The sequence below is a fragment of the Mycobacterium sp. genome (assembly GCF_965229265.1).
Lineage (GTDB): Bacteria > Actinomycetota > Actinomycetes > Mycobacteriales > Mycobacteriaceae > Mycobacterium.
The window spans coordinates 20,197-42,944 of the sequence record NZ_CBDDIY010000012.1; the positions used below are offsets into that span (position 1 = coordinate 20,197).

Sequence of the window (22,748 nt, forward strand, 5' to 3'; positions counted from 1 at the left end):
CCCGCCGGGCTGAAACCGGCAGCCTACTGGCCCGCCGCCCGTGGCAGGTCGAAGTGCCGGGCGAACGCGACCTCGTCGAGGTGCTCGAAGATCGGGTCCTCGTCGTCGATGTCGAGCACGGCGGCGCCGGGTCGGCGCAACCGGGCCGGCACGACGTCGAACTCGCGGTCCTCGGTGTTCTCCACGCCCAGGCGCGAGCGTGCCATCCGTTGCTGGCGACGCCGGCGCACCTGCTCCTCGATCCGGGTCTGGCGACGCAGGTAGGCCAGGTACAGCACGGTCACGCCGGCCGCGGTGCCGCAGACCCACCACAGGTCGGCACTGACGGTGAAGGACAGCACGGCGGTGATGACCATGACCGCGGCCATCGCCATCAGCACGCGCTTGCGGAAGCGGTACTTGCGGGCGCTGACCGCCGCGGCGGTGGTGGACTCGGTGCGGCGCGGCCGGCTGGCGCGGGGTGCCGCAACGGTCGCTGGGTCTTCCTCGGCCTCCAGGCCCGAGGTGTCCTCGACGTATTCGTATTCGTCGGCGGTTCCGTCGGCTGGCGCGTCGTCGGCGATGGCCCGGAACTCGTCGGTGGCCTCACCCTCGGCGATCGTCTCGGCCTCGGCCTCGGCGGGCGATTCCTCGACGACCGGCTCGGCGGCCTCATCGAACAGCGTGGGCTGGACGTCGGCGGCGCGGGCTGCTCCACCGCCGACCGGGAGCGCGCCGGAGTCTTCGTCGACGACGTCGACGTCCAGATAGTCCGGTTCGGTCACTTCGGCGACGGCGGCCACGACCACCACCGACCGGGTGCGTACCGGTGCGACGTCGTCGTCCTCGTCGAGGTCGTCGTACTGGTCGGCTTCGGGCTGCCAATCGGGGTCGTGGCGGTGACCGGCAGCCGGACCGCTGCGCTTGAATCTCCGGGACTTGGTTGTGCCGCCGTTGAGCACCCGGGTGGCCAGCGCGACATCGCTTGTGCGACGGACGTTGTCACGCTTGCTGATGAGCATCGGGACCAACACGAACAACCAAAGCACCACGAGCGAGATCCAGAGCAATGACTGGGGGATGCTTGGCATGGTGGCCTGCTCCTTTCCCGTCCAGGCTAGGTCCGTGACCTACGCAACCCGTGACGGCGCGCCGAAGCCAATTACACACGTGTAATTTGCTGTTGACAAGCACCAACAGCCCCAAATGTCACATTAGTAACAGGCGGGTCCGGAATCAGGCCCACTGCGCCAGGCCGCGATGCACCAACCGGGCCGCGGCCGAACCCTCCAGCTCCTCCACCGTCATCGCCACGAGCAGATGATCGCGCCACCCGCCGTCGACGTCGAGGTAGCGCCTGAGGAGCCCCTCCTCGCGGAATCCGGCCTTTGCCAGCACGGCACGACTGGCCGCGTTCTCCGGGCGAACGGTCGCCTCCACCCGGTGCAGCGTCACCGGCCCGAAGCAGTGGTCCAAGCCCAGCGCCAGCGCGCCGGTGGCCACTCCCCCACCCGTGACGGCACTGGACACCCAGTAGCCGATCCAGGCCGAACGCAGCGCCCCGTGGGTCACGTTGCCGATCGTGAGCTGACCGCAGAACTGCCCGTCGAGCTCGATCACGTAGGGCAACATCCGGCCCCTGCGCGCCTCGGCACGAAGCCCCGAGCACACCGGGGGCCAGGACGAAACCGCATGGCGCACAGACCAATCCACTTCCGCGGTAGGCTCCCACGGCTCCAGATAGCGACGATCAGCCAGTCGGATCCGGCTCCACGGCGCCGCATCCCGCATCCGCACCGGGCGCAACCGGATGACACCGGCTCGCACCCGCAGCGGGCCGACGGCCGTGGGCCAGCCGGGATGCAGGGAACTACTGCGCCACAGATTCACAGTGCCGGGTCCGGGATCAGCCGCGCTGAGCCAGGAAGGCGACGTCGACGACCTCACCGGTACGAACCTCGTCGACTTCACTGGCGACCACCACCAGGCAGTTCGCCTCGGCCAGTGTGGCCAGTAGATGCGACGAGGCACCCGGCGCTCCGCCGAGCGCCTGCACCAGGTATTCACCGGTGTCCTGGTCGCGCATGAGCTGGCCACGTAGGAAGCCTTTGCGACCGGCGACCGACGAGATCGGCGACAACGCCCGGGCCTGCACGACACGCCGCATCGGCTGACGCTTCCCCAGCGAAAGCCGGATCAGCGGTCGAACCATCACCTCGAACACCACCAGAGCGCTGACCGGATTGGCGGGCAGCAGGAACGTCGGCACGCCTTCGCGCCCCAGCTGCCCGAAGCCCTGCACCGAGCCCGGATGCATCGCGATGCGCGCGACTTCCATCTCACCGAGCTTGGACAGCACCGTCCGCACGCTCTCGGCGGCCGCCCCGCCGACCGCGCCGGCGATCACGACGAGCTCGGCCCGGTTGAGCTGGCCCTCGACCACCTCGCGCAGTTCCTTGGGATCGGTGCTGACGATGCCAAGCCGGTTCACCTCCGCCCCGGCGTCCCGCGCAGCCGCGGCGATGGCATAGGAGTTGACGTCATAGACCTGGCCGTTGCCCGGGGTCCGGGAAATGTCGACCAGCTCGCCGCCCACACTGAGCACGCTGACCCGGGGCCGGGGATGCACCAGCACCCGCTCGCGGCCGACCGCCGCCAGCAAGCCCACCTGGGCGGCTCCGATAATCGCGCCGGCCCGCACGGCGACGTCACCGGGCTGCACGTCGTCGCCGGCGCGACGCACGTAGGCCCCGGATCGAACGCCGCGCAGCACCCGCACCCGGGCCTGACCTCCGTCGGTCCAGCGCAACGGCAGGACGGCGTCGGCGAGCGTCGGCATCGGCGCACCGGTCTGGACCCGCGCGGCCTGTTTGGGCTGCAGCCGGCTCGGTGTGCGCGCTCCCGCGTCGATGACGCCCATCACCGGCAGGCTGATCGCACCGCCGCCGGACTCGTCGTCGCCGTCGGCGCCGATGCCCTGTACGTCGACGCTGCGCACCGCGTACCCGTCGATGGCGGCTTGGTCGAAGCCCGGCAGCGGGTGCTCGGTGATCACTTCCTCGGCGCACATCAGGCCCTGGGCCTCGGCGATCGGCACTCGAACCGGTCGCGGCGCCACAGCGGCAGCCGCCACCCTGGCTTGCTGTTCTTCTACCGAACGCACCGTGCGCCTTTCTGCCTCGAGCCCTGGTCGCGCGGGCCCGCCGCAGCTCCTACTGTTTGGTCTGTTCGGCCAGGCCTAGTCGCGCTACCAACCATCGCCGCAAGTCCGGGCCATAGTCGTCACGAGCTAATGCAAAGTCAACCGCAGCCTTGAGGTAGCCGCCGGGATTTCCCAAGTCGTGTCGAGAGCCGCGATGGATCACCACGTGCACCGGGTGACCTTCCTTGATCAGCAACTCGATGGCGTCGGTGAGCTGAATCTCCCCGCCGACCCCGCGCTCGACCCGGCGCAGGGCGTCGAAAATCGCCCGATCCAGGATGTAGCGCCCGGCGGCGGCGAACAGCGACGGCGCGTCCTCGGGGTTGGGTTTCTCGACCATGCCCTTGACCTTGAGCACGTTCGGGTTGGCCGCGTCGGGCACCGTCTCCACGTCGAAGACACCGTAGGCGCTGATCTCCTCCGGCAACACCTCGATGGCGCAGAGCACCGTGCCGCCCCGCTTGGCCCTGACCTTGGCCATGATCTCGAGCACGCCGGTGGGCAGCACCAGGTCGTCGGGCAGCAGTACCGACACCGCGTCCTCGTCGGGCGAGAGCACCGGCTCCACGCAACTGACCGCATGCCCCAGGCCCAGTGGTTCGGCCTGCACCACCGACTCGACCTTGATCAGCGCGGGCGCGCGGCGCACCTTCTCCAGCATCGCCTTCTTGCCGCGGGCCTCCAGCGTGCCCTCGAGCACCAGGTCCTCGACGAAGTGGGCGACGACGCTGTCCTTGCCCTCGGAGGTGACGATCACCAGTCGTTCGGCGCCCGCTTCGGCGGCTTCCTCGGCGACCAGCTCGATGCCCGGGGTGTCCACGACCGGCAACAATTCCTTGGGCACGGTCTTGGTCGCGGGCAGAAAGCGGGTCCCCAGCCCGGCCGCAGGAACGATCGCGGTACGCGGGATCGGAACCTGGGGCGTCATCGTTCACACCCTATCGGCAACATGGTGGCCCTTCGCTCTGGCGCAATGGACTTGCGCGCTGACATGGTGGACGGCGTGCTCGCCGGGACGAAAGCTCAACGCAGGAAAGCGCTGTTGGCGGCGCGCCGGGCGCTCTCCGACGCCGTCCGCGCGGCCGAGGCGCGGGCGTTGACCGACCACCTCACCGAGGTCGTCGGGGCCGATGACACCGTCTGCGCCTACATGCCCACAGGATCCGAACCCGGTTCCCCGGCGATGGTGGACCGGCTGCAAGAGCTGGGCGCGCGGGTACTGCTGCCGGTAACCCGTTCCGGCTCCGGCGGCGAGCCGCTGGCCCTGCTGTGGGGAGCCTACGTTCCGGGCACTCTGGTCGCCGCCCGGTTCGGGCTGCTCGAGCCGCCCCCACCGTGGTTGGACGCCCCGGCGGTGACACAGGCCGACGTGGTCCTGGTACCGGCGCTGGCAGTCGACGGCCACGGCGTCCGGCTGGGCCGCGGCGGCGGGTATTACGACAGGTCGTTGCCGTTGTGCAGGCCCGGGGCCAGGCTGGTGGCCGTGGTTCGCGACGCCGAGGTCTTCGACGAGTTGCCTCACGAACCTCATGACGTGCGCGTCACCCACGCACTGACTCCCAGACGCGGCCTGATTGCGCTGGCCGACGCGACGTGAGGCCATCGGCCTACCTTGCACCCGAGCTTCCCCCTCGAACACCCTTTTCTTGCATTTCGTCGCCGCCCCCACCCGGGCCACGTTGCGGGAATGATACGCGCCACATGGCGGTTCTAGCACTTGGCACGATAGAGTGCTAAGAGACTCAGCTTCGTTCCGGAGGTTCATGTGCCGACCTACAGCTACGCGTGCACCGAGTGTGACAACCGCTTCGACGCGGTGCAGGCGTTCACTGACGACGCGTTGACCACGTGCCCGCAGTGCTCCGGTCGCCTGCGCAAGATGTTCAATTCGGTGGGCGTCGTATTCAAGGGCAGCGGCTTCTACCGCACCGACAGCCGTGAGTCGACCAAGACCACCACCAGCAAGTCCGACTCCTCGTCGTCGTCTTCGAGTTCGGAGAAGTCGTCCAGCTCCAGCGATTCGTCTTCCAGCTCCTCGAGCACCTCGAGTTCGAGCACCTCGGCGCCGGCCGCGGCAGCCTCAAGCTAGGCCGTCAGCCCGCCGCCGTACCGCAGTCAGTCCGGCACCGAGACGGCCGAGACCGAATCAGGTTGCCTGGGTCCGAACTCGATCGAGTATCCGAGTAATTCGCTGCTGCAATCCCGGACCGGACGAATCAGGATCTGAGACACCACGCCGCCGGCTGTGGCGTCTTCGATTGCCGGAAAAGCCTGACCAAGCAGGTCCGTGGCGCGGACCTCGGCGAACGTCTCGGGCGGGACACCGAGCAACTCCCAGATGTGCCTACCCGTCGCTTCGCCTCGACCGACGTCCATCGTCTGATCGAACGCGGTGCTCGACGCGACGACGGTGCCGGCCGGATCGACGAACGCGATCGCCGCGTCCGCGTCGTACGCGTCGGAAAGCCGTTGCGCACGCAGTTCCACCGACATCGGCGCCGATGAGTCGGCGTCTTTGGTGGCCGGGTCGTCAGCCAGGACCTCGGGCACCCGCCCCGCGGGGGTCGGTCGACCGAACAGGTAGCCCTGGGCCAGCTTGCACCCCATGCCCTTGAGTAGATCCGCTTGCTGGGTGGTCTCGACGCCTTCTGCCACCACTGCAAGCCCCAAGCTGTGGCCGAGGCTGACCACCGCGGCGACGATCTTGCGACTCTGCCGGTGATCGGCCATCGCCATCACGAAGCTGGCGTCGATCTTGAGCTTGGAGAACGGCAAGGTGCTAAGCCAGGTCAGGCTGGAATAGCCGGTACCGAAATCATCCATCGCGATCAGGCACCCGAGGCTCATCAGCTGTTCGAGCGTTTGCCGCGGCTGGGTCAGATCGTCGATGAATCCGGACTCGGTGACTTCAATGTGCACGCGGTTCAAGGGAAACAACGCATCGGTTGCCGCCTGCGCGATCCTGGTCGCCAGATCCGCGTCACGCAGCTGCGTGGGAGATACGTTGAAGCCGAGAAAGATACTGTGCGGCCAGTCCGCCGCGGCCCGAAATGCGCTGCGCATCAACTGGTCGAGCAGGCGGTCGAGCAGACCGAAACGATCGGCGATCGGGATGAATCGCTCCGGGCTGATGAACCCGTGAACCGGATCATCCCAGCGGGCAAGAACTTCGAAGCCCAGAATGTGTCCATCGTCGAGGGACACGATCGGCTGGAAGAACGGCTCCACCCTGCCGTCGGTCAGCGCGGTGGACAGGTCGTGCGCGATGAGTTCGTCGGCGAGCACAGATGCGACTCCTCACACACCCCGTCGGTCGGAACCGAGTGTCAACGAAAGTACAGCCAATGCCGGCGCGCAACGCCGAAACCACCAAATCCCGACCCCGCCCCGCACGACGATCGGGCAGCTGCCGTCCTCGATTCTGCCACTTATCAACAGGGGGCCACGCAGCGCGAGTCCCCGACGTCGACGGACGTTCTACGGTGACGGGATGCACGAGGGGCTCAATCCCACTCTGGGCAACCGAATCCGGCAGCTGCTACGACCCGACGTCACCCGAACCTTGTTGGCGCGACGGCTTGCCGCCGGCGGGCTCGTGATCCTTGCCGGGATCGCCGCGCTGCGGCCCGACCCCGCCGACCGGCAATCCGACGTGGTGGTGGCCGCCCACGATCTCAGCCCGGGGGTGGCATTGTCTGCCACCGACCTCAGGGTCGAGAAACGTTCCGCCACAACCATTCCCGATGGCGCCCAGACGACGGTCGCCGCCGTCGTCGGCGCAACCCTGGCCGGCCCCGCCCGCCGCGGCGAAGTGCTGACCGATGCGCGCGTGCTCGGGCCACGCCTGGCCGGGCTCACCGCTGGTCCCAATGCGCGGGTGGTGCCGTTGCACCTTGCCGATACGGCCGTGCTTGACCTCATCCGTTCCGGCGACGTCGTCGACGTGTTGGGGGCGGTTGCGGCGGACGCCGAGTCCGAGCCGGCGGTGCTGGCCACCAACGCCATCGTCGTGCTGGTCTCGGCCAAGCAGAAGTCCGCAGGCGCCGGGGACGATCGGGTGGTGCTGGTGGCCTTGCCGGCGGCTGCTGCCAACGCGGTGGCCGGCGCGACGCTGGTGCAGACCGTCACGCTCACGATGCACTGATCGTCGGCGGTCAGTTCGGCGGCGCGGGCACCGGCGTGGTGGGTGGCGTCGCCGACTGCTGGATTGCGTCCATCACCATGTCGGCAATCTCATCCGGCGACGAGGTGGCGACCGGTCCCGGAGCCGGCGTGGGCGTGGGTGCAGCGGCAGCGATACCGGCGGCCAGTGCCAGTGCACCGACCAGGACCGCGGCGGTCGATGCGGTCCTGACTGCGGGTCGACTCCCCATGTGCAATCCCTTCCACTGGCCCCACGGCCAAGCTAACAGCTCCTCTGCCGACCCGGTAGGCCGTACTACCCTTCGAGATCTCCGCGAACGACGCGCAACCAGGAAGGGCACAACCGTGTTGAAGGGCTTCAAGGAGTTTCTCTCCCGCGGCAATATCGTTGACCTGTCGGTGGCGGTGGTCATCGGTAGCGCATTCACCGGGCTGGTCACCAAGTTCACCGACAGCATCATCCAGCCCCTGATCGGTCGCATCGGCGCGGGCAAGAACACCGACTACGGCATCCTGCGCATCGGAATCGGTGGCGGGCAGGCGATTGACCTGAACATTCTGGTCACGGCTTTGATCAACTTCGTCCTCGTCGCCGCGGTGGTGTACTTCCTCGTCGTGCTGCCCTATAACCGGCTTCGCAAGAAGGGCGAGGTCGAGCAGGCCGGCGACACCGAGCTGAGCCTGCTCACCGAAATCCGCGATCTGCTGGCCGACGCGAGCGGCACGCCTAAGAAGGTCACCGGACCGGGCACCGGCCCCAGCCCCGACACCGCCGAGACCACCAGCGCCGACCGAGACTGAGCGCGCACGCAAAACGGCCCCCGGCTTGCGCCGGGGGCCGTTTTGTTGACGTGCTTAGGGAGTCAGTTCATGTTCCAGGGTTCGCCGTAGGTGGTGACGCTGTCGCCGGCCTTGGAGATCAGCCGGGCGAACGGGCGCAGCAGCACGCCGCCGGCCGCACCGGTCACGGTGCCGTGGGCGTTGGCCACCGCCACCGAGCCGTTGGGGCCCGAGACGTCGACGGAGAAGGTGGCGACTTCCTGGATGCCGGGGCCGTTGCCCAGGTCAGCGGAGATCGAGACACCCGGGAACAGGTTCGGGGTGATCACCGAGCCCAGCGGGTTGAAGCCCGTGGGGGAGATGTTGGCGTCGTCGAGCAGGATGTTGGGCGTGGTGTAGCTGAAGTTGATGCCCACACCCAGCGACCACGGGAAGCCGACCTGGTAGCCCAGCTCCAACGTGCCCGCGAACTCATCGGCACCCGGGCCGACGACGCTGTAGACGGCCTTGCCGGAGTGGAACCACTCCCGGGTCAGCCGGTTGCGGTCCAGGGGGAACACGCCGTTGAGGAAGGTGTCCCACTGCTGAATCGTCATCGTGCGGCCACCGCCGTCGACCAGACTCAGCTCATTGTCCAAACCTGCGTGCGAGGTACCTGTCCCGACGAACAACGCCGCGACCGCGGCGATCATCGCCACCAGTACCCGACCGATTACCTTCATGTTCTCCCTAGCTGTGTCGTCGGTGACCGGGGGGTCCACCGAGTTTGTGGTTCGTGCTCGGGTCCCAACATGCTGACACCGCACACGGCGTTCGGCAGTTCAATGAGAGTCCTCACAGCCTGCTCTTACGCTCTGCTCATCGTTGACACGAGGAACATAACGGGATGGCATCCGGGCGGCAACACATAGGGTCGCGGTGCGGCGAAACGGTGTTTGCGGTGGGAAGTTTGCTGAGAGAGCGCCCCGGGTTAACCGGAATCCGAAGCCCGGACGGCCCTCCCGGGGCCATGGCAACCGGTTCGTGAACGCTCGGCAAAGTGTCCGAACAGTGCCCGCACCGCGTTACGCACGCGATCACCTTGTGCGAATCATCAATGGTGATGGGGCGGAACGTTATCCCTCAACCAATCGTCGCGGTCCGCGACGTCGCGCCCAAGGTCCGGATCCCGTTCGTCCGCGGACTCCTGCGGCAGTTCTGAACCGAAGATCTTGTTAACTGCGTTTCGATCGTGACGCGCGTTACTCATCACAACCCCGCCGAATTGTGACTAAGATCACAATCTTGATGTTTGTGCAGTTCACAGAGTGTTAACACAACGCCTCCGACCCGATATGTGGCGCTCTTAATCGACGGTACGCCGCCTATGCGACGCCCGGACGTGCCCGCTGTGGGGCCTACCTAGATCTCCAGGCTGGACAGCTGGCCAATGACATGGGCGGCCAGCGGATTCAGCGTCGCCATGCCGTCACGGACGGCGTAGCGCGATCCTGCGATGTTCACGACCAGCGTGCTACCCGAAATCCCGGCCAGCCCACGGGAGAGGCCGGCATCGGTGATCCCGGCCGACAGCCCGGAGGCGCGCAGGGCCTCAGCTATACCGAGTAGCTCACGATCGAGGATCGTCCTGGTGGCTTCCGGGGTGACGTCACGCGGCGTGACACCGGTGCCACCCACCGACACGACCAGGTCAACCCCACCGATAACGGCGGTGTTGAGCGCATTGCGGATTTCCACCTCGTCGGCGGAAACCACGACCACGCCGTCCACCACGAATCCCGCCTCGGCGAGCAGTTCGGTGACCAACGGACCGCTGTGGTCCTCCTCATCGCCGTGGGCCGTCCGATCGTCGACGACGACGACGAGGGCACGCCCCACCAGCTCCCCTGGCTGTTCCATGGCTGTCACCGTATATCCGCCCGCCGACATGATGGCAGTCGTGCTGGTCAGCGTTATCGGATGTTCACTCACCACGCGGATCACTGGGCTGCCTTTCCGAGGGTGACCTGCACGGTCTTGGCAGCTCCGGTCGCATCGGTGTAGGTCAGCGTCACCTGTTCCCCGGGCGCGCGCGACCGGACGGCGGCGACCAGGGCATCGGCGCTGCCAATCACCCGGTCATTCACTTTCGTGACCACGACGCCGTTGGGCAGCCCTGCCGTCGCGGCGGCGCCCCCCTTGGTCACGTCGACGATCTTCGCCCCATGAGCAGTGGTGTCGTTGCTGACCTGCACCCCCAGTGAGGCGTGCGAGGCCGTACCGGTGCTGATCAACTCATCGGCGATCCGCTTGGCCTGGTCGACGGGGATCGCGAAGCCCAGCCCGATCGAACCACTCTGGGCGTCTGGAGAATCGCCCCCCAGCGTCGCGATCGCGGAGTTCACCCCCACCAGCTCACCGCTCATGTTCACCAGCGCACCGCCGGAGTTTCCGGGGTTGATCGCGGCGTCGGTCTGGATGGCATCCAGCACGGTGTTCTGGTTGTTGGCGTCGCCGCCGGTGGCCACCGGCCGATTCAGCGCGCTGACGATACCGGTGGTGACGGTTCCCTCCAGGCCCAGCGGCGAGCCGACCGCCACCACGTCCTGACCGACCCGCAGGTTGGCCGAGGAGCCCAGGCTGATCGGAGTCAATCCGGAGATGCCCTGGGCACGGACAACAGCAATGTCACTGGCGGGATCGGTGCCGATCACGGTGAAGGGTGCGGTGCGACCGTCGGCGAAGGTGACGGTCGTGGTCGGCGCACCGCCGGCAGCAGGGGCGCCCGGCGGGGTGGCCGCACCCGGCCCGGACGGGCCACCCGGAAGCCCCGGGATCGCCGGCGGTGCGGCCGGGGGCGGGCCGCCGTCGCCCTTGGCGGCGGCGACGACGTGGTTGTTGGTCAGTATCAGTCCGTCGGCGGACAGGATGATCCCCGACCCCTCCTCGGACTGGCGGCCGAACTCGGTCTCGAGCTTGACCACGCTGGGCACCACCTTGGCCGCAACCTGTTCGACCGATCCGACCGGCAAGTTGGCCGCCGGGATATTGGCGGGCCCGTTCGGTGCCCCCGCATTCACCGAGGCAACCGGCTGGCGGTCCGGATGAGCGAGCAAGACCACGGTGCCACCCACACCGGCCGAAACGACGGCGATCGCCAGGGCGCCCGCCATCAACGCGCCCGCCCGCGAACGCCGTCGGACCGGCATCGGCCCCATGTTCGGGGCGGTCGGCGGATTCCCTTGACGCACAGCGTGGTACGGGTCGTACGGCGGCCGGAACTGCGGTTGCGGCTGCTGCTGGGTCGCATAGCGCCAGTCGTAGGGCTGCTGATAACCGGCCTGGCGGGGCACCTGGGAATACCCCGGTGCCGCATGCGGATTCGGCCCTGGGTGGCCGGGCTGCTGCGGCTGCGAGTACCTCGGTTGGTCGGTCATGTCGTCAAGTAGCTCTTTCTCTCCACGAGATGCACAAAGATGGTGCTCTCAGCCTGCCTGGTGCTACTGAGAATCGTCTGAGACAACACTCGGTGCAGTCGATGGTTTTTTCGCCGAGATCTTCCGATCACCGTTGGTCACGGCGATTTTCGCGGTGATTTCGCCCTCAGCGGAATCATCGGCATAGGACGTCGAGGCGATCGGCCGGCCCGGCAGCAAGACGTAGAACGACGTACCCGGCGGCTGCCCACCGGGCACCGTGTCGCTGATGCGGATCATGCCGCCGTGTTTGACCACGACCTGCTTGACGATCGCCAGCCCCAGACCCGAACCGGGCATGGCACGCGCCGACGCCGACCGGTAGAACCGCTCGAACACCAGCCCCCGCTCCTGGGGCGGGATGCCCGGGCCGTGATCGGACACCACGAGTTCGGCGTGGGCCGCATCCACCTGCCGCAGCAGGACCCCGACATGGGCACCGGACGGGCTCCACTTCGCGGCGTTGTCCATCAGGTTGAGCACCGCGCGCGACAGACCGGCGGGGTCTCCGTAGACCTGCCAGCCGATGACGTCGACGTCGAACTGAACGTCGTTGCGCCGGCGCCGGGCTCGTTCCAGGCTCCGGTCGATGATGTCGCTCATGTCGACGGCCTCGTACACGACGCCGCCGGCATCCTCACGCGTGAGGTCGACCAGATCGCCCACCAGAGTGGACAATTCCTCGATCTGGGCGATCACATCGGTACGCAGATCGGCCATTTCGTTCTCCGGCAGGCGCGGAGCACCCGGTTGCATCGAGGCCATCAGAAGTTCGACGTTGGTGCGCAGTGAGGTCAGTGGCGTACGCAACTCGTGGCCGGCGTCGGCGACCAGCCGGGCCTGCCGCTCGCGCGACTCGGTCAGCGCCCGCAGCATGGTGTTGAACGTCTCGGTGAGCCTGGCCAGCTCGTCGCTGCCGAACACCGGGATGGGCCGCAGATCATCGGTGCGGGCCACCCGCTCGGCCGCTTCGGTGAGCTTGGCCACCGGTCTCAGGCCGGTGCGCGCCACCATCCCGCCGGCGATCGCGGCGATCACCACCCCGATGCCGCCCACCGCCAGCAGCACCCACTTCAGCTTGGTCATGACCGCGTTAGTCGGTGCCAGGCTCTTGGAAATCAGCAGCGAACTTCCGTTGGGCAGGTGCACTGCCAGCACCCGCTGATTGGCCACCGTGCGCCGCGACATGAACAGCTCGCCACGGATGACGGCCTTCTCCGGTTGGCCGACCGGCAGGGTCTGACCCTGTTGATTCGCCGTATAGATGGACCGGCCCGGGTTGACCAGCATCGCGTTGACGTCCGAATAGGCGGTGCCCTCGATCGCCTTGCCGGGGTCGGCGGCCAGCGAGCCGCTGGCGATGAGCAGCTGTGCCCGGCTCTGCAACTGGTTATCGATGTCGGTGTAGAGCGCGGCCGATACGACCGCATAGACCGCCACGGCCATCAACACCACGACCATGGCCACCATCGACATGGCCAGCAACATCACGCGCCATCGCAACGACAGCGATGTGGTCGGTTGTTCGGGCGCCCGCGCACCTCGCGCACGCCGCCTCAGCGGTGACATCAGGGTGGTGTCTCACGCAGCACGTAACCCACACCACGCACGGTGTGGATCAGCCGCGGTTCTCCTTCTGCTTCGGTCTTCCGGCGAAGATAGCCGACGTAGACCTCGAGCGCATTACCCGAGGTCGGGAAGTCGAAACCCCACACTTCCTCGAGGATGCGGCTTCGGGTCAGCACCCGACGGGGATTGGCGATCAGCATTTCCAGCAGGGCGAACTCGGTCCTGGTCAGGCTGATCGCCCGTTTGCCGCGATGCACCTCACGGGTCACCGGATCCAACGTCAGGTCGGAGAACGTCATCACCGCCGAGTCGGACTGATCCTCGGGTCCGGTCCGGCGCAACAGCGCCCGCATCCGGGCCAGCAGCTCTTCCAGTGCGAACGGCTTGGGCAGGTAGTCGTCGGCGCCGGCGTCAAGCCCGGCGACCCGCTCGGACACCGAGTCGCGGGCAGTCAGCACCAGGATCGGCAGATCGTCGCCCGTACTGCGCAGCTGACGGCATACTTCGAGGCCATCCAGCCGCGGCATCATCACGTCGAGGACGACGGCATCGGGGCGTTCGTTGGCGATCGCATCGAGAGCTTCGACGCCGTCCTGGGCCAGATCTACCGAATAGCCGTTGAACGACAGGGACCGACGCAACGACTCGCGCACCGCGCGGTCGTCATCGACAACAAGGATTCGCACGGCCACCAGTGTCAACCCAACGCCTGAGATTGGGCTGAGAGGCACGCCGCACTAGCAGGCAATTTGTGGTCAAAGACCGGTGTCAGCGCTTGTCGAGATCGATCAGGCCGAGCCGCGCTGCCTTGAGCAAGCGCCGCGGCACCTTGTGCTGGCGACCGCCGACGGAGACATTGACCAAACCGGTGGCCTCGGCCTTCCACTGCGCGCGCCGACTGCGGGTGTTCGCGCGCGACATTCTGCGCTTGGGCACAGCCATGACGTGCTTCTCCTTGATCAGGGGTGTCGCCGCGCAGGAATGTTCAAACGCCGGCGGCCAACAATTGCACTTCAGGATAGCCGCTCACCTGGGTCGGCTCCAAAACGCCCGGGATCTGCGACCCGGCGGACCTCGAACCCTTGACTGATCACGGGCTGCAGCACGTAACCTACCGGTTGGTTGGCCGTCGATGAGGAGAGAGCGCGCGTGGTGGATTCGGTGCGGATCGGCAACTGCTCGGGCTTCTACGGCGACCGCATCGCCGCGATGCGCGAAATGCTGACCGGCGGTGCGCTGGATTTCCTGACCGGGGATTACCTGGCCGAACTCACCATGCTGATCCTGGGCCGGGACAGGATGAAGAACCCCGAGCGCGGCTACGCCAAGACCTTCCTGACTCAGCTCGAGGAGTGCCTCGGACTCGCCCACGACCGCGGTGTGCGGATCGTCGCCAACGCCGGCGGCCTCAATCCCGCCGGCCTGGCCGATGCGGTCCGCGATCTGGCCGGCCGGTTGGGCATCCCGACGAAGGTCGCCCACGTCGAAGGCGACGACGTCCTCCCCCGCGCCGCCGAGCTCGGGTTGGGCTCGCCGCTGACCGCCAATGCCTATCTCGGCGCATGGGGCATCGCCGACTGCCTGCGGGCCGGGGCCGACGTCGTGGTGACCGGCCGGGTCACCGACGCGTCCGTGGTGGTCGGCCCGGCCGCGGCGCATTTCGGGTGGGGGCGCCACGACTACGACCGGCTGGCCGGCGCGGTGGCGGCCGGCCATGTCATCGAATGCGGGGCGCAAGCCACTGGCGGCAACTACGCCTTCTTCACCGAAGTCCCCGATCTGGGTCACGCCGGGTTCCCGCTGGCCGAGGTCTACGACGACGGCTCCGCGGTGATCACCAAGCACCCGGGTACCGGTGGACAGGTGAGCATCGGCACGGTGACCGCGCAGCTGCTCTATGAGATCGGCGGCGCCCGCTACGCCAATCCCGACGTCACGGCCCGCTTCGACACCATCGCCGTGAGCGATGACGGCCCCGACCGGGTACGGCTCAGCGGGGTGCGGGGCGAGCCGCCGCCTCCATCCCTGAAGGTGTCGTTGAACAGCATCGGCGGCTTCCGCAACGCGGTGACCTTCATCCTGACCGGCCTGGACATCGACGCCAAGGCGAAGCTGGTGCGCACTCAGCTGGAGTCGGCACTTGCCGTCTCGCCCGCCGAGATGGCATGGACGCTGGCGCGCACCGATCAGGCCGACGCCGACACCGAGGAGGCGGCAAGCGCGCTGCTGAGCTGTGTCGTTCGCGATCCCGACCCTATGCAGGTCGGCCGTCAATTTTCCTCGGCGGCAGTCGAACTCGCGCTGGCGTCCTACCCCGGCTTCACTTCCACCGCCCCTCCGGGTGACGCCCAGGTCTATGGCGTGTTCACTGCCGGCTACGTGCCCGCCGACGCGGTCACGCAGGTTGCGGTGCACCCCGACGGGTCTCGCAGCACCATCGCGGTCGCCGACGAGACCCTCGAGCTCATCGAGCCGGACGCACCGCCGCTACCCGAACCACTCGCCCCCGGGCCGACCCGGCGGGTGCCCCTTGGTGTGATCGCCGGCGCGCGCAGCGGGGACAAGGGCGGGTCGGCCAACGTCGGCGTGTGGGTGCGCACCGACCAGCAGTGGCGTTGGCTGGCGCACGCGTTGACCACCGATGCGTTGCGCGAATTGCTGCCGGAGACAAAGGATCTACCAATCTCACGGCACCTGCTGCCGAAACTGCGCGCGGTGAACTTCCTCATCGAGGGCATCCTCGGCCAGGGCGTGGCCTACCAGGCGCGGTTCGATCCGCAGGCTAAGGGCCTCGGCGAGTGGCTGCGCAGCCGTCACGTCGACATCCCGGAGGGAATCCTGTCGTGAGCATCTGGAACACCCCCGAACGGCAGCAGCTGCGCGCGACGGTGCGCAGTTTCGCCGAACGCGAGATCCTGCCGCACGTGCCGGAGTGGGAGCGCGCCGGAGAACTGCCCCGCGACCTGCACCGGCGGGCCGCCGACGCCGGTCTGCTCGGTGCGGAGCTGCCGGAGACGGTCGGTGGTGGCGGTGGCGACGCGGCCGACTCGCTGATCATCTGCGAGGAACTGCACGAGGCCGGCACTCCTGGAGGCGTTTTCGCCTCGCTGTTCACCTGCGGCATCGCGGTACCGCACATTGCCGCCTCCGGCGACGAACGGCTGATCGAGAAGTTCGTGCGGCCCACGCTGCGTGGCGAGCTCATCGGGTCGCTGGCGATCACCGAACCCGGCGGTGGGTCGGATGTCGGCCATCTGCGCACCACCGCCGTGCGCGACGGGGACGAGTTCGTGGTCAACGGCGCCAAGACCTACATCACCTCGGGTGTGCGGGCGGACTTCGTCGTCACCGCAGTGCGTACCGGTGGGCCGGAATTACCCGGGGCGGCAGGAGTTTCCCTGCTCGTCGTGGAGAAGGGCACCCCAGGATTTGACGTCACCCGCCGGCTGGACAAGATGGGCTGGCGGTCCTCGGACACCGCCGAACTGTCCTACAGCGATGCCCGGGTCCCGGCAGCGAACCTGGTGGGCGCCCTGAACTCCGGCTTCGCCCAGATCGCGCAGGCGTTCGTGTCCGAGCGGATCGGGCTGGCGGCCCAGGCATATTCGTCGGCCCAGCGCTGCCTGGATCTGACAGTGCAGTGGTGCCGTGACCGCGAGACATTCGGGCGTCCGCTCATCTCTCGGCAGGCGGTGCAGAACACCCTGGCCGAGATGGCGCGGCGGATCGACGTCGCCCGGGTGTACTCACGAACCGTGGTGGAGCGCCAGCTGGCGGGCGAGAGCAATCTGATCGCCCCGGTGTGCTTTGCCAAGAACACCGCGGTCGAGGCCGGTGAGTGGGTGGCGAACCAAGCCGTACAACTGTTCGGAGGGATGGGCTACATGACCGAATGCGAGGTCGAACGCCAGTACCGCGACATGCGAATTCTCGGTATCGGCGGCGGGACTACCGAAATCCTCACCGGGCTGGCCGCCAAGGCGCTGGGATATCAGTCATGACGCCGGCAACAAGCGGAGCGGATTGCCCATGACCCAGCTACGCAGCACCCTGGACCCCACCGCGCCGGCATACCGTGAGGCGGCCGAGGCGATGGCGGCCAAGCTCGCCGAGATCGACACCGAGCTGGCCAAGGCACTGTCCGGCGGCGGCCAGAAGTATGTCGACCGCCACCACGCGCGGGGCAAGCTCACCGCCCGCGAGCGCATCGAGCTCCTGGTCGACCCGGACTCCCCCTTCCTGGAACTGTGCCCGCTGGCCGCCTACGGCAGTGACTTTCAGGTCGGCGCCAGCCTGGTCACCGGCATCGGCGTGGTGGAGGGAGTCGAATGCCTGCTCGTCGCCAACGATCCCACCGTCAAGGGCGGCACGAGCAACCCGTGGACGCTGAAGAAGATCCTGCGCGCCAACCAGATCGCCTTTGAGAACCGGCTTCCGGTGATCTCGCTGGTGGAGTCCGGCGGTGCGGACCTGCCCACCCAAAAGGAGATCTTCATCCCGGGTGGGCAGATGTTCCGCGACCTGACCCGGCTCTCGGCCGCCGGGATACCGACGATCGCGTTGGTGTTCGGCAACTCCACCGCCGGGGGCGCCTACATCCCGGGCATGTCCGATCACGTCGTGATGATCAAGGACCGCTCGAAGGTCTTCCTCGCTGGGCCGCCGCTGGTGAAGATGGCCACCGGTGAGGAAGCCGACGACGAATCCCTGGGCGGTGCCGAAATGCATGCCCGGGTCTCGGGTTTGGCCGACTACTTCGCCGTCGACGAGCTCGACGCGATCCGTATCGGGCGCCGGGTGGTGGCCCGGCTCAACTGGGTCAAGAAGGGACCCACACCGCGCACAGTCGTCCCGCCGCTGGCCGACCCCGAGGAGCTGCTGGGCATTGTCTCGGCGGACCTGCGCATCCCGTTCGATCCCCGCGAGATCATCGCCCGCGTCGTCGACGGCTCCGACTTCGACGAGTTCAAGCCCCTGTACGGGTCATCGCTGGTGACCGGCTGGGCGACCGTGCACGGCTACCCGGTGGGCATCCTGGCCAACGCCCGCGGCGTGCTCTTCAGCGCCGAGTCACAGAAGGCCACCCAGTTCATCCAGCTGGCCAATCAGGCGGACACACCATTGTTGTTCCTGCACAACACGACCGGCTACATGGTGGGCAAGGCTTACGAGGAAGGCGGGATGATCAAGCACGGGTCGATGATGATCAATGCCGTGTCCAACTCGCGGGTCCCGCACATTTCGCTACTGATCGGTGCCTCCTACGGCGCCGGCCATTACGGAATGTGCGGACGGGCCTACGACCCGCGGTTCCTATTCGCCTGGCCCAGCGCGAAATCCGCGGTCATGGGCGGGGCCCAGCTGGCCGGCGTGCTCTCGATCGTCAACCGCGCCGCGACCGAGGCACGCGGCGGGACCGTCGACGAAACAGCCGATGCGGCCCTTCGGGCCGCCGTCGAGGCGCAGATCGAAGCGGAGTCGTTGCCGATGTTCCTGTCCGGGCGGATCTACGACGACGGGGTGATCGATCCCCGTGACACCCGCACCGTGCTGGGGATGTGCCTGTCCGCCATAGCCAATGCACCGATCGAGGGGACGTCGAACTTCGGCGTCTTCCGGATGTGAGCTAGTGATGAGCGCTTGCGCGAAGAACGGAGGGCCGAAGTGATCACTCGAGTTCTCGTCGCCAACCGAGGCGAAATCGCCCGCCGGGTCTTCGCCACCTGCCGTCGGCTCGGAATCGCCACCGTGGCCGTCTACGCCGATCCCGACGCCCAGGCGCCACACGTCGCCGAGGCGGACGCCCGGGTGCGGCTCGACGGCAATACCGGCTACCTCGATGCCGCACAGCTGATCGCGGCGGCCCGCTCGTCGGGCGCCGACGCCATCCACCCGGGCTACGGATTCCTCTCCGAGAATCCCGATTTCGCCACGATGGTGATCGATGCCGGGTTGACCTGGATCGGACCGCCGGTTGCCGCGGTTGCCGCGATGGGCTCCAAGATCGAGGCGAAGAAGATGATGGCCGCCGCCGGCGTCCCGGTCCTTGACGAGCTCGATCCGCAGACCGTCACCCAGGCCCAGCTGCCGGTGCTGGTCAAAGCCTCGGCCGGCGGCGGCGGCCGCGGCATGCGGGTGGTGACCGACCTCTCGGAGCTGCCCGATGCGGTGCAGGCGGCTCGCCGGGAAGCCCAGTCGGCCTTCGGCGATCCGACGGTGTTCTGCGAGCGTTACCTCCCTACCGGCCACCATGTCGAGGTGCAGGTGCTCGCCGACGAGCACGGCACCGTGTGGGCGGTCGGCGAGCGGGAGTGTTCGATTCAACGCCGCCACCAGAAGATCATCGAGGAAGCGCCCTCGCCGTTGGTCGAGCGGGTGGCGGGGATGCGCGATCGCCTGTTCCACGCTGCCCGGTTGGCGGCCGGGGCAATCGGCTACACCGGGGCCGGCACCGTGGAGTTCCTGGCCGATGATGACGGGGAGTTCTTCTTCCTCGAGATGAACACCCGACTGCAGGTCGAACATCCGGTGACCGAACTGACCACCGGACTGGATCTGGTCGAGCTGCAACTGCTGGTGGCCGACGGTGAGCACCTCGACGCGGCGCCTCCCGCGGCCCACGGGCATTCCATCGAGGCCCGGATCTACGCCGAGGACCCGGCACGGAACTGGCAGCCGCAGGCGGGTCGGGTGCACCGATTCGAGGTGCCCGCAACGACAACCGAATTCGGTCTGTTCACCGGTACCGGCATCCGGTTGGATTCCGGGATTGTCGATTCGTCGACGGTGTCGATCCACTATGACCCCATGCTGGCCAAGGTGATCTCCTACGCCCCGACCCGCCGACGCGCGGCGCAGATACTCGCCGACGCGCTAGCGCGTACCCGCCTACACGGTGTCGGCACCAACCGCGATCTGCTGGTCAATGTGCTTCGGCACCAGGCCTTCCTGGACGGTGCTACCGATACGGCGTTCTTCGACACGCACGGTTTGAGCGAGCTGGCAACGCCACTGGCCGATGCGCGCGCAACCCGGCTCTCGGCGGTGGCCGCCGCGCTAGCCGACGCCGCCCACAACCGGGCCACTGCCCCGGTTCTGGCCGAGATCCCCAGCGGCTGGCGCAATCTGGTGTCGGGCAACCAGCACAAGACTTACCTCGGCACCGCCGAGCAGGAACACCGGGTCGCTTACCGTTTCACCCGCACCGGCCTGGTCCTGCCCGATGACGACGGGGTGAGCCTGGTGTCGGCCGCGCCGGACGAGGTCGTTCTCGCCGACGGCAATGGGGTGGCCACTGCCTTCGCGGTGCGCCGCTACGGTGCCGACGTGTTCGTCGACTCCCCGCTGGGCCCAGTTGCTTTGTCCGCGGCGCCCCGGTTCCCCGAGCCGGGTTCGGCCGTGGAGAAGGGTTCGCTGCTGGCACCCATGCCCGGTGCGGTGATCCGGCTCGGTGCCGCGCTGGGCGAGGCGGTCACGGCCGGTCAGCCGCTGATCTGGCTGGAGGCGATGAAGATGGAGCACACCATCGCCGCACCCGCCGATGGCGTGCTGACCCAGCTCACCGTCGGCGTCGGCCAGCAGGTCGACGTGGGAACGATTCTGGCCCGGGTGGAACGGGACAGCGAAACGGAGGGACAGCGGTGACCGACATCGGTTTCATCGAGAGCGCCGAGCGCCAGGAGCTGCGCAAGGCGGTCTCGGCGATGGCAGCCAAGTACGGCCAGGAGTACTACCTGGGGAAGGCGCGCGCCGGCGAGCACACCGACGAATTATGGAGCGAGGCAGGAAAACTCGGCTTCATCGGAGTGAACCTTCCGGAGGAGTTTGGTGGCGGCGGCGCCGGGATGTACGAGCTCGCGCTGGTGATGGAAGAGCTCTCCGCCGCTGGTTGCGCCCTGCTGATGATGGTGGTCTCACCGGCCATCAACGGCACGATCATCAGCAAGTTCGGCACCGACGAGCAGAAGCAGCGCTGGCTGCCCGGCATCGCCGACGGCTCGATCACCATGGCGTTCGCGATCACCGAGCCCGATGCCGGCTCGAACTCGCACCGCATCACAACTACCGCACGCCGGGACGGCAGCGACTGGGTGCTGTCCGGCCAGAAGGTGTACATCTCGGGAGTGGACCAGGCCCAGGCGGTGCTGGTGGTCGGACGCACGGAAGAGGCCAAGACCGGCAACCTGCGTCCGGCGCTGTTCATCGTGCCCACCGACGCCCCGGGGTTCAGCTTCACCAAGATCGACATGGAGATCGTTAGCCCGGAGAACCAATTCCAGGTGTTCATCGATGACGTCCGGCTGCCCGCGGACGCCCTGGTGGGCTCCGAGGACGCCGCGATCGCCCAACTGTTCGCGGGACTGAATCCGGAACGGATCATGGGGGCGGCCAGCGCGGTCGGCATGGGCCGCCTGGCCATCGGCAAAGCCACCGACTACGTCAAGACCCGGCAGGTGTGGAAGACACCGATCGGCGCCCATCAGGGCATTGCTCATCCCCTCGCGCAGAACTACATCGAGATCGAGCTGGCCAAGCTGATGATGCAGAAGGCGGCCGCGCTGTACGACAGTGGCGACGACTTCGGGGCCGCCGAGGCCGCCAACATCGCCAAGTATGCGGCCGGAGAAGCGTCCACCCGAGCGGTTGACCAGGCCGTGCAGTCGTTGGGCGGCAACGGGCTGACCAAGGAGTACGGCATCGCCGCGGCGCTGACCGCGTCCCGGCTGGCCCGTATCGCCCCGGTCAGCCGCGAGATGGTGCTGAACTTCATCGCGCAGACCTCGTTGGGTCTGCCGCGGTCGTACTGACGGGAACAAACGTGGAAACCCTGGTCTCCTATGCCGTCGACGGGCCGGTCGCACGGCTGACCCTGGATTCGCCGCATAACCGCAACGCGTTATCCACACGGTTGGTCGAGCAGCTGCAGGCCGGGCTGCGGGCGGCTGCTGCCGATCCGGCGGTGCGGGTGGTGGTGCTGGGCCACACCGGCGGCACGTTCTGCGCCGGGGCCGACCTGAGCGAGGCTGCGGGCGCTGACCCGTTCGAGAGCACCGCGGCGCGGGGCCGCGAGCTGGCCGGGGTGCTACGCGGAATCGTCGCCTCGCCGTTGCCGGTGGTAGTTGCCATCGACGGTCATGTCCGGGCCGGTGGTCTGGGTCTGGTCGGGGCCGCTGACATCGCGATTGCCGGGCCGCGCAGCACGTTTGCACTGACGGAGGCCCGTATCGGAGTGGCACCGGCGATCATTTCGCTGACGCTGTTGCCGAAGATGTCGCCGCGCGCCGCTGCCCGCTACTACCTGACGGGTGAGACGTTCACCGCGTCGACGGCGGCCGAGATCGGCTTGATCACCGCCGCCGCCGAAGACCTCGAATTGGCGGTCGCCGAGGTGGTCGCCGATCTGGGCCGGGGCTCGCCACAGGGCTTGGCGGCGTCGAAAGCCCTGACCACGGCCGACATTCTGACGGGATTCGATCGCGACGCCGAGCGCTTGGCCCTGGAGTCGGCCCGACTGTTCGTCTCCGACGAAGCGCGGGAGGGGATGCTGGCGTTTCTCCAGAAGCGTCAACCCAGTTGGCGGCAGTAGGACGCTCCTGTGACAGTTGAGCAAACGGCCTTGC

The 22,748-nt window shown here is 67.7% G+C and carries 22 protein-coding genes; 10 read left to right on the plus strand and 12 right to left on the minus strand.

What is annotated here, in order from left to right; translation table 11 throughout:
* Positions 1-23: 23 nt before the first annotated feature.
* The 4 genes from sepX to ADBZ9K_RS17765 all read right to left on the minus strand — a co-directional run bounded on the left by sepX (position 24) and on the right by ADBZ9K_RS17765 (position 4,109).
* Positions 24-1,070: a divisome protein SepX/GlpR gene (gene sepX / locus ADBZ9K_RS17750; protein WP_526622812.1), complete on the minus strand. Its 1,047-nt coding sequence runs from the start codon at positions 1,068-1,070 to the stop codon at positions 24-26.
* 145 nt (positions 1,071-1,215) lie between these two features.
* Positions 1,216-1,869: a GNAT family N-acetyltransferase gene (locus tag ADBZ9K_RS17755; RefSeq protein ID WP_526624181.1), complete on the minus strand. Its 654-nt coding sequence runs from the start codon at positions 1,867-1,869 to the stop codon at positions 1,216-1,218.
* A gap of 16 nt (positions 1,870-1,885) precedes the next feature.
* Complete coding sequence (gene glp / locus ADBZ9K_RS17760; protein WP_526622814.1) at positions 1,886-3,142, minus strand: molybdotransferase-like divisome protein Glp; 1,257 nt, start codon at positions 3,140-3,142, stop codon at positions 1,886-1,888.
* Positions 3,143-3,191: 49 nt separating this feature from the next.
* On the minus strand, positions 3,192-4,109 hold the full coding sequence (locus ADBZ9K_RS17765) for a UTP--glucose-1-phosphate uridylyltransferase (RefSeq protein ID WP_526622816.1): 918 nt from the start codon (positions 4,107-4,109) through the stop codon (positions 3,192-3,194).
* A gap of 75 nt (positions 4,110-4,184) precedes the next feature.
* Between ADBZ9K_RS17765 and ADBZ9K_RS17770 the strand changes: the two genes are divergently transcribed.
* Together ADBZ9K_RS17770 and ADBZ9K_RS17775 are read left to right on the plus strand one after the other, a co-directional pair.
* Positions 4,185-4,778 carry a 5-formyltetrahydrofolate cyclo-ligase gene (locus ADBZ9K_RS17770; protein ID WP_526624183.1) on the plus strand — a complete coding sequence of 198 codons (594 nt, stop codon included), beginning with the start codon at positions 4,185-4,187 and terminating at the stop codon, positions 4,776-4,778.
* Between the two features lie 168 nt (positions 4,779-4,946).
* Positions 4,947-5,270, plus strand: a complete 324-nt coding sequence (locus ADBZ9K_RS17775; protein WP_526622817.1) for an FmdB family zinc ribbon protein — start codon at positions 4,947-4,949, stop codon at positions 5,268-5,270.
* Positions 5,271-5,296: 26 nt separating this feature from the next.
* On the opposite strand, the gene ADBZ9K_RS17780 is transcribed toward ADBZ9K_RS17775, so the two are convergent.
* Entirely contained in the window at positions 5,297-6,466 is a 1,170-nt protein-coding gene (locus tag ADBZ9K_RS17780; RefSeq protein WP_526622819.1) for an EAL domain-containing protein, read from the minus strand.
* A 205-nt stretch (positions 6,467-6,671) separates the two neighbouring features.
* On the opposite strand from ADBZ9K_RS17780, the gene ADBZ9K_RS17785 reads away from it, so the two are divergent.
* The gene (locus tag ADBZ9K_RS17785) at positions 6,672-7,325 is read left to right on the plus strand and encodes an SAF domain-containing protein (protein ID WP_526622821.1); all 654 of its coding nucleotides are present in this window, start codon (positions 6,672-6,674) and stop codon (positions 7,323-7,325) included.
* Between the two features lie 10 nt (positions 7,326-7,335).
* Here ADBZ9K_RS17785 and ADBZ9K_RS17790 read toward each other — a convergent pair whose 3' ends face one another.
* Entirely contained in the window at positions 7,336-7,554 is a 219-nt protein-coding gene (locus ADBZ9K_RS17790; RefSeq protein WP_526622823.1) for a hypothetical protein, read from the minus strand.
* A 115-nt stretch (positions 7,555-7,669) separates the two neighbouring features.
* Between ADBZ9K_RS17790 and mscL the strand changes: the two genes are divergently transcribed.
* Positions 7,670-8,125: a large-conductance mechanosensitive channel protein MscL gene (gene mscL / locus ADBZ9K_RS17795; protein ID WP_526622825.1), complete on the plus strand. Its 456-nt coding sequence runs from the start codon at positions 7,670-7,672 to the stop codon at positions 8,123-8,125.
* Positions 8,126-8,187: 62 nt separating this feature from the next.
* On the opposite strand, the gene mspA is transcribed toward mscL, so the two are convergent.
* The 6 genes from mspA to rpmF all read right to left on the minus strand — a co-directional run bounded on the left by mspA (position 8,188) and on the right by rpmF (position 14,070).
* Positions 8,188-8,826, minus strand: a complete 639-nt coding sequence (gene mspA, locus ADBZ9K_RS17800; protein WP_526622827.1) for a porin MspA — start codon at positions 8,824-8,826, stop codon at positions 8,188-8,190.
* A gap of 679 nt (positions 8,827-9,505) precedes the next feature.
* The gene (locus ADBZ9K_RS17805) at positions 9,506-10,033 is read right to left on the minus strand and encodes a MogA/MoaB family molybdenum cofactor biosynthesis protein (RefSeq protein ID WP_526624185.1); all 528 of its coding nucleotides are present in this window, start codon (positions 10,031-10,033) and stop codon (positions 9,506-9,508) included.
* Between the two features lie 50 nt (positions 10,034-10,083).
* A complete protein-coding gene (locus tag ADBZ9K_RS17810) occupies positions 10,084-11,520 on the minus strand; it encodes a S1C family serine protease (RefSeq protein ID WP_526622829.1) in 1,437 nt (478 codons plus the stop codon).
* 63 nt (positions 11,521-11,583) lie between these two features.
* Entirely contained in the window at positions 11,584-13,128 is a 1,545-nt protein-coding gene (locus ADBZ9K_RS17815) for a HAMP domain-containing sensor histidine kinase (protein WP_526622831.1), read from the minus strand.
* The gene (locus ADBZ9K_RS17820; RefSeq protein ID WP_161976425.1) at positions 13,128-13,814 is read right to left on the minus strand and encodes a response regulator transcription factor; all 687 of its coding nucleotides are present in this window, start codon (positions 13,812-13,814) and stop codon (positions 13,128-13,130) included. Before ADBZ9K_RS17820 ends, ADBZ9K_RS17815 begins: the two co-directional genes overlap by 1 nt.
* A gap of 82 nt (positions 13,815-13,896) precedes the next feature.
* Complete coding sequence (gene rpmF / locus ADBZ9K_RS17825; RefSeq protein WP_005139771.1) at positions 13,897-14,070, minus strand: 50S ribosomal protein L32; 174 nt, start codon at positions 14,068-14,070, stop codon at positions 13,897-13,899.
* 219 nt (positions 14,071-14,289) lie between these two features.
* Between rpmF and ADBZ9K_RS17830 the strand changes: the two genes are divergently transcribed.
* The 6 genes from ADBZ9K_RS17830 to ADBZ9K_RS17855 are packed head-to-tail and all read left to right on the plus strand — an operon-like array spanning position 14,290 to position 22,714.
* The gene (locus ADBZ9K_RS17830) at positions 14,290-15,975 is read left to right on the plus strand and encodes an acyclic terpene utilization AtuA family protein (protein ID WP_526624187.1); all 1,686 of its coding nucleotides are present in this window, start codon (positions 14,290-14,292) and stop codon (positions 15,973-15,975) included.
* Positions 15,972-17,129: an acyl-CoA dehydrogenase family protein gene (locus ADBZ9K_RS17835; protein WP_526622834.1), complete on the plus strand. Its 1,158-nt coding sequence runs from the start codon at positions 15,972-15,974 to the stop codon at positions 17,127-17,129. The genes ADBZ9K_RS17830 and ADBZ9K_RS17835 overlap by 4 nt, the downstream gene beginning before the upstream one ends.
* A 28-nt stretch (positions 17,130-17,157) precedes the next feature.
* Entirely contained in the window at positions 17,158-18,753 is a 1,596-nt protein-coding gene (locus ADBZ9K_RS17840; RefSeq protein WP_526622836.1) for an acyl-CoA carboxylase subunit beta, read from the plus strand.
* A 39-nt stretch (positions 18,754-18,792) separates the two neighbouring features.
* Positions 18,793-20,772 (plus strand): acetyl/propionyl/methylcrotonyl-CoA carboxylase subunit alpha, encoded by a 1,980-nt coding sequence (locus ADBZ9K_RS17845; protein WP_526622838.1) that lies wholly within the window; start codon positions 18,793-18,795, stop codon positions 20,770-20,772.
* The gene (locus ADBZ9K_RS17850) at positions 20,769-21,935 is read left to right on the plus strand and encodes an acyl-CoA dehydrogenase family protein (protein ID WP_526622840.1); all 1,167 of its coding nucleotides are present in this window, start codon (positions 20,769-20,771) and stop codon (positions 21,933-21,935) included. Before ADBZ9K_RS17845 ends, ADBZ9K_RS17850 begins: the two co-directional genes overlap by 4 nt.
* A gap of 11 nt (positions 21,936-21,946) precedes the next feature.
* Positions 21,947-22,714, plus strand: a complete 768-nt coding sequence (locus ADBZ9K_RS17855; RefSeq protein WP_526622841.1) for an enoyl-CoA hydratase family protein — start codon at positions 21,947-21,949, stop codon at positions 22,712-22,714.
* Positions 22,715-22,748: the final 34 nt, after the last annotated feature.

Excerpts from the sequence above, each read along its gene's own strand:
- ADBZ9K_RS17790 (WP_526622823.1), bottom strand. The coding sequence starts at position 7,554 with ATGGGGAGTCGACCCGCAGTCAGGACCGCATCGACCGCCGCGGTCCTG.
- ADBZ9K_RS17765 (WP_526622816.1), bottom strand. The coding sequence starts at position 4,109 with ATGACGCCCCAGGTTCCGATCCCGCGTACCGCGATCGTTCCTGCGGCC.
- ADBZ9K_RS17840 (WP_526622836.1), top strand. The coding sequence starts at position 17,158 with ATGACCCAGCTACGCAGCACCCTGGACCCCACCGCGCCGGCATACCGT.
- rpmF (WP_005139771.1), bottom strand. The coding sequence starts at position 14,070 with ATGGCTGTGCCCAAGCGCAGAATGTCGCGCGCGAACACCCGCAGTCGG.
- ADBZ9K_RS17805 (WP_526624185.1), bottom strand. The coding sequence starts at position 10,033 with ATGTCGGCGGGCGGATATACGGTGACAGCCATGGAACAGCCAGGGGAG.
- ADBZ9K_RS17815 (WP_526622831.1), bottom strand. The coding sequence starts at position 13,128 with ATGTCACCGCTGAGGCGGCGTGCGCGAGGTGCGCGGGCGCCCGAACAA.
- ADBZ9K_RS17785 (WP_526622821.1), top strand. The coding sequence starts at position 6,672 with ATGCACGAGGGGCTCAATCCCACTCTGGGCAACCGAATCCGGCAGCTG.
- mspA (WP_526622827.1), bottom strand. The coding sequence starts at position 8,826 with ATGAAGGTAATCGGTCGGGTACTGGTGGCGATGATCGCCGCGGTCGCG.
- sepX (WP_526622812.1), bottom strand. The coding sequence starts at position 1,070 with ATGCCAAGCATCCCCCAGTCATTGCTCTGGATCTCGCTCGTGGTGCTT.
- ADBZ9K_RS17810 (WP_526622829.1), bottom strand. The coding sequence starts at position 11,520 with ATGACCGACCAACCGAGGTACTCGCAGCCGCAGCAGCCCGGCCACCCA.